The following is a 6,268-nucleotide window of genomic DNA, read 5'->3' on the forward strand; positions in this document are numbered from 1 at the left end:
GCGGGCCTTCCCAGACGATCCTGGCGTGGTCGAGCACGTAGACGCGGTCGGCATGCGGCAGGGCGAACGTGACGTTCTGCTCGCCCAGCAGGACCGTGATCCTGGTCGTCTCGCGCAGCCGGTCGAGCGCCTTCGACAGGGTTTCGAGAATGACCGGCGCGAGGCCCAGCGTCGGTTCGTCGAGGATCAGGAGCTTCGGCCTCATCATCAGCGCGCGCGCAATGGCGAGCATCTGCTGCTCGCCGCCCGACAGCGTGCGCGCCAGTTGCGATTGCCTGCTCTTGAGGATCGGGAAGAGTTCGAACAGCCATTCGAGATGCTTCAGCCGCTCGGCATTGTCGAGCGCGTTGCCGCCGAGATCGAGGTTCTCGCGCACCGTCATGTCGCCGAACAGTTCGCGCGTCTCCGGGCATTGCACGATGCCCGAGCGCGCAATCTGCGCCGCCGTTCCGCCGGTGAGACTCCGGCCCGCCCATTTCACGTCGCCCGTATGCGGCACGAGGCCGGAAATCACGTTGAACAAGGTGGTCTTGCCGGCCCCGTTGAGCCCGACGACCGAGACGAATTCGCCTTCGTGCACGTGCAGCGACACGTCCTGCAGCGCCAGCGCCTTGCCATAGACGACCCCGACGTTCTCGACCTGTAGCGCCGGCGTCTTGTCGGCGAAACTGGATTCCGGCCGCGCGGTCGAGACCAGCGCGCCGCCGAGATAGACCCGCCGCACGGTTTCGTTCTGCATGACGTCGCTGGCCGCGCCCTCCGCGATCCATTCGCCGAGATACATCGCGAGCACGCGGTCGACCAGCGCCGACACGCTCTTGACGTTGTGGTCGACCAGGAGGACGGCGTGGCCGTCATCGCGGAATTCGCGGATGAGATCGGAGAAATCGGCGACCTCGGACGCCGTGAGCCCGGCAAAGGGCTCGTCGACCAGCACCAGCTTCGGACTGCGCGCCACCGCCTTGGCGAGTTCGAGGCGGCGGAGGTCCGCAAAGGCGAGCGTCGGCGGCTTGCGGTCGATGACCCGGCCGAGCCCGACGCGCTCGGCGATCTCGCGTGCCCTCGCCTCGACGTGCTTGTCGGCGATCAGGCGCGTCAGCTTGTCCGGCAGCAACGCGACCTTGATGTTCTCGAGCACGGTCTGGCGGGCCAGCGGACGCGAGTGCTGGAACACCAGACCGACGCCCATGCGCGCGATGCGGTGCGACGGCAGGCCGGCGAGCTCGACGCCGTCGAGCTTGACGGAGCCTGCGGTCGGCCTCTCGACGCCGATGACGCATTTCATCGCGGTCGACTTGCCCGAGCCGTTCGGCCCGATCAGCCCGAGGATCTCGCCGGGACGAATCGAGAAGCTCAGGTTCTTGACGGCGACGAGCCCGCCGAAACTCTTGGTCAGGTTGGCGACTTCCAGCATCGGCGCGCTCATGCCCTCGCCCCTCCCCGCAGCATGCCGAGAAAGCCGTCCGGAAAGAACAGGATGACCGCGAGCGCGATCACGGAAACGATGAGCGTGGCGAGTTCGCCGAGCGGTCGGAGCAGCTCGCCCATGGCGATGAGGAAGATGGCGCCGATGGCCGCGCCGATCACCGTGCGCCGTCCGCCGAGCACGGCGGCAATGATGATCTGCACGCCGACGCCGATATCGACGAAGGTCGTCACCGACGCCGTGCCCATGTAGAAGACCATCAGCGCGCCGGCGAGCCCGGAAAAGAACGCGCTGACGACGAAGGCGGCGAGCTTGTGCTTGGTGACGTTGAAGCCGAGCGCGCCGGCCTGGATCTTGTCCTGCCCGCTGGCCTGCAGAATGAGCCCGATCGCGCTGCGCGACAGGCCGACCAGGATGGCGCCGCTGACCAGCATGAAGCCGAAGGCGATCCAGTAATTGGCCTTGGCGTCGATCGTGATGACGTCGGGAACCGCAAGCCCGATCTCGCCGCCGGTGAGCCCCGCGGCGACCACGATGAAGTTCTGCAGCATGAGAACGGCCACCAGCGTGGTCAGCCCGAAATAGGGGCCGCTGACGCGCAAGGCCGGCAGCGCGAGGACGACGCCGGCGATCACGGCCGCGAGCGCGCCTGCGGCGATGCACAGCCAGATCGACAGATCGGGCGAGAAATTCGCATCGAGGATGCCGGCGGTGTACGCGCCGACGCCGATCAGGAAGGTCGGCCCGAAATTGACCTCGCCGGCGAAGCCGAACAGCAGGTCCCAGGACATGGCGAACACCGCCGTGTAATAGGCGACGGTCAGCAGGCCGAGCACGTAGCCCGAGACGTAGCCCGGCAGGACCACGGCCACCAGCAACGTGGCGAGGCCGATCCACGCCAGGCGGGATTGCAGGATCTTCGGCATGCTCACCTCCGCCCGAACAGCCCTTGCGGGCGCAGATACATGACGACCACGAGCAGCAGCAGCGCCGGCACCGTGCGATAGGCCGGCGAGATCAGATAGGCGGTCGCCGTCTCCAGATAGCCGACGACATAGGCCGCGATCAGCGAGCCGGAGACGCTGCCGAGACCGCCGAGCACGACGATCGAGAAGGCGCTCGCGGTCAGCGGACCGACGCTGTAGGAGCTCACGCCGAGGAACATGCCGAGCAGGATGCCGGCGACGCCTGCGAGCAGCCCGTAGATCGCCCAGACCGTCAGGTAGATCGACGACAGTTCGATGCCGAGCAGCGTGACGCCGCGCGGGTTCATCGACGCCGCCATGACCGCCTTGCCGCGCCTCGTGCGGTTGACCAGAGCCCAGAGCAGGCCGATCGCAACCCAGCAGACGACCGCCGTGAAGTATTCGTTCTTCGGCGTACGCACGCCGAACAAATTCGTCACCCCCTCGACGATGGGCAGCACGGTCTTGGCGTTGTTCGTGAAGAGATAGGCGATCGCCTCCTGGATGATGATGCCCCAGAGCAGCGTCGCGGTCAGGATGAAGATCTCCTTCTCCGACTCGGCGATCGCCCTCGACCGCTGAATCGGCCGCACCGCGATGAAGTAGGTGGCGAAGGACAGGAGAAGCCCCATGAGGACGCCGATCAGCGCACCGGTATAGGGCCCGACGCCGAGCTCGCTGGCCGCCGCCCAGGCCGCCACCGCGGCGCCGACCATGATGGCGCCGTGCGACAGATTGAGGACGCCCGAGACGCCGAAGATGAGCGTGAATCCGGTCGCACCGAGCGCGTACAGCGCGCTGATGGCGAAACCGTCGATCAGGATTTGCCAAAAAAGCATCTAAAATCGAACCGGGAAGTTGGACTGGCGCCAAAACAAAGGGGCCGCTCGTGGGAGCGGCCCCCGGCAGGACGTCAGTTGCTGGCCGCCTTGAGCTTGATGAAGGACGGCCAGATGATCGAACCCGCGGCCAGTTCCTTCGGCCATACGTTCACCTGCTTGCCGTTCTGCCACTGCAGCATCAACCCGGTAATGTAGCCCTTGCCCGTCCTCAGCGCATGGGGATTCGGATCGCCCTTCGGCTTGAAGGCGATACGCCCGATGGTGCCGACGTAGTCGGTCTTCTCCAACGCTTCGACCATCTTGTCGGAATCGGTGCCGCCGGCCTTGTGAATGGCTTCGGCGATCATGTAGACGTCGTCATAGGACGTATAGCCGGCGTAGGAGGGGAAGTTGCCGAACTTCTTCTGATAGGCATCGACGAAGGGCAGCGTCCTCGGCGTCACCGCGACGCCGGGTCCGGAAACCGCGTTGTAGAACACGCCTTCGACCGCGCCGTTGGTATCCTTCCAGAAGGTCGAGTTGGTGGCCTGGGAGGAGATGCCGAACATCGGGATCGGCACCTGCTGGCTCTTCCATTGCACGGTCGGCTGCGTGCCGACGTGCGAGATGCCCGTGATCATGACGTCGGGCTTGGCGCCCTCGATCTTGTTGAAGATCGGGGTGAAGTCGGTCGTATCCGGCGACATGCGGATGTGATCGACGACCTTCAGCCCGATTTCCGGCAGGCACTTCTCGTAACCGGCGTCGAGCGGCGTCGTCCAGGCCGCATCCTCGCTCATGATGACCGCCGTCTTCATCTTGTAGGGACCGACGAGCAGGTCCTTGGCGGCATCGCAGACGAGACCGGCGAGCGACGACGAGGTCAGATAGCCGTGGAACGTGTATTTGAGGTGGTCATAGTCCTTGGCGATGTTCTGCGTGATGACGTCGGACGCCGCGCCGGGCGTGATCATCACGGTCTTGAGACGCCCCGCCCAGGGTTCGAGGGCAAGGACCACCTCGGATATGTAGCTCGCGATCACCGCGTTGACGTGATCCTCGCTGACGGCGCGCTGAAAGGCGCGGACCGACTCCGCCGAGGATGAATGATTGTCATAGACGACGATCTCGATCTTGCGTCCGTCGACGCCGCCCTTGGCGTTGATTTCTTCGGCGGCGAGCTGCGCGGCCGGCGCGATCGACGAGCCTGCGACGGCCTGGGCTTCCGCGATCACCCCGATCTTGATCGGATCCGCCGCCCAGGCGGCTGACGAGACCAGCGCAGTCGCACAAGCCGTCAGCATGAAAATCTTGAATGAAGCCATGAAACCAAACCTCCCGTGTTTTGATTGCGCCTCTCACGGGCGCCGCCGCACGGGATAGTGATCGCTCGCCTCTGGAGTGGCAAGCTGCTCCGAACCAACCCCGTCCTGCGTTCGGCGCATGATCTCGACTAAAGTCGAAGCGTTCCGCAGCGCGCGTCGCGCCGATGCGAGCCAGCCTAGCAGCCGAGCTTGTCGGCGATCCCGCCAAAGTCCTTCGCGACGACGTCCCACTGGCCGGTGGCCTCGAAATCCACCTTCTGCAGCGGGCCGTACTCGGTCGGCCGGGCGACGAAGGCGGTCTTCAGGCCGTTCGATTGCGCGGCCTTGAGGTCGTTGTTGTGGGCGGCGACCATCATCACCTCGCCGGGCTGCAAGCCCAAGAGCCGCGCGGCGCCGAGATAGGTCTCGGGATCTGGCTTGTAGTGCTCGAACAATTCCGCGGACATCACGAGGTCCCACGGCAGTTTTGCAAATTTCGCCATGTTGGTGAGCAGCGCGACGTTGCCGTTCGACAGCGGCGCGATCACGAACTTCGTCTTCAGCCGCGTCAGGCCTGCGACGCTGTCGGGCCAGGGATTGAGGCGATGCCAGCCTCTTGTCAAATGGTCGAGATCGGCGTCGGTCAATCCCTTGATCGCGAACTTCTCGACCAGCTTCTCCAGCGAGCGGCGATGCAGCACGTCGAGGATGACGTAGCCGCGCTCGGGATGCCTGCGCACCTCGTCCATCGAGGCCACGTACATGCCGCGCCAGCCGTCGACCAGGGCGATCCAGTCGGCGGCGATGCCGCGCTGCCTGCCCCACCACATGAAATCGGTGATCAGGCTGGTGCGCCAGTCGACGACGGTGCCGAACACGTCGAACACCAGGGCCTTCACCGTGGCGAGGTCGGACATCGTGCCGTCAGTCCAGGTGGAACTTGGCGAGCTCGCGGTGCTCGGCCTTGATGGTGCGCACGGTGCCGGTGACCGAGCGCATCACCACCGTCTCGGTCTCGATCACGCCGTCCTTGCGGAACTTGACGCCCGACAGCAGCGAGCCAGTGGTGACGCCGGTGGCGGCGAACAGGCAGTCGCCCTTGGCCATGTCCTCGATGCCGTAGATCATCTTGGGGTCGTTGACCCCCATCTTCGCGGCGCGCTCGCGCTTCTCGTCGGAATCCAGGATCAGGCGGCACTGCATCTGGCCGCCGATGCAGCGCAGCGCAGCCGCCGCCAGCACGCCCTCGGGCGCGCCGCCGGTGCCGAGATACATGTCGACGCCGGTGTTGTCGGGATCGGCGCAGTGGATCACGCCGGCGACGTCGCCGTCCGTGATGAGACGCACGGCCGCGCCCGTCGAGCGCACGCTCTGGATGATGTCGGCATGGCGCGGACGGTCGAGCACGAGGACGGTGATCGCCTCGGGCGCGACGCCCTTGGCCTTGGCGAGCCGCCGCACGTTGTCGGCGGGCGAGGCGTCGAGCTCGACGACGCCCTTGGCATAGCCCGGGCCGATCGCGAGCTTCTGCATGTAGACGTCGGGGGCGTGCAGGAGCGTGCCGCCGTCGGCCATCGCCATGGTCGCGATCGCGCCCGGCATGTTCTTGGCGCAGAGCGTGGTACCCTCGAGCGGGTCGACCGCGATGTCGACCTGGGGGCCCGCCTGCAGGCCGACCTTCTCGCCGATATAGAGCATCGGCGCCTCGTCGCGCTCGCCCTCGCCGATCACCACGGTGCCGTCGATCGCCAG

6 protein-coding genes are annotated in these 6,268 nt (G+C 66.0%); all 6 read right to left on the minus strand.

What is annotated here, in order from left to right:
• Positions 1-1,426 (minus strand): ATP-binding cassette domain-containing protein (locus tag KGM94_RS22510; RefSeq protein WP_300264249.1); only part of this gene is annotated, 1,426 nt, incomplete at its 3' end.
• On the minus strand, positions 1,423-2,352 hold the full coding sequence (locus tag KGM94_RS22515; RefSeq protein WP_300264251.1) for a branched-chain amino acid ABC transporter permease: 930 nt from the start codon (positions 2,350-2,352) through the stop codon (positions 1,423-1,425). The genes KGM94_RS22510 and KGM94_RS22515, both read right to left, overlap by 4 nt.
• Before the next feature lie 2 nt (positions 2,353-2,354).
• Positions 2,355-3,230 (minus strand): branched-chain amino acid ABC transporter permease, encoded by an 876-nt coding sequence (locus KGM94_RS22520; protein ID WP_300264252.1) that lies wholly within the window; start codon positions 3,228-3,230, stop codon positions 2,355-2,357.
• A 74-nt stretch (positions 3,231-3,304) separates the two neighbouring features.
• Positions 3,305-4,537, minus strand: a complete 1,233-nt coding sequence (locus KGM94_RS22525; protein WP_300264254.1) for an ABC transporter substrate-binding protein — start codon at positions 4,535-4,537, stop codon at positions 3,305-3,307.
• 176 nt (positions 4,538-4,713) lie between these two features.
• On the minus strand, positions 4,714-5,433 hold the full coding sequence (locus KGM94_RS22530; RefSeq protein ID WP_300264256.1) for a haloacid dehalogenase type II: 720 nt from the start codon (positions 5,431-5,433) through the stop codon (positions 4,714-4,716).
• A 7-nt stretch (positions 5,434-5,440) separates the two neighbouring features.
• Positions 5,441-6,268: class II fructose-bisphosphatase (glpX, locus tag KGM94_RS22535; protein WP_300264258.1), on the minus strand; the 828-nt coding region annotated here is incomplete at its 5' end.

The organism is Bradyrhizobium sp. (genome assembly GCF_028868675.1).
GTDB lineage: Bacteria > Pseudomonadota > Alphaproteobacteria > Rhizobiales > Xanthobacteraceae > Bradyrhizobium.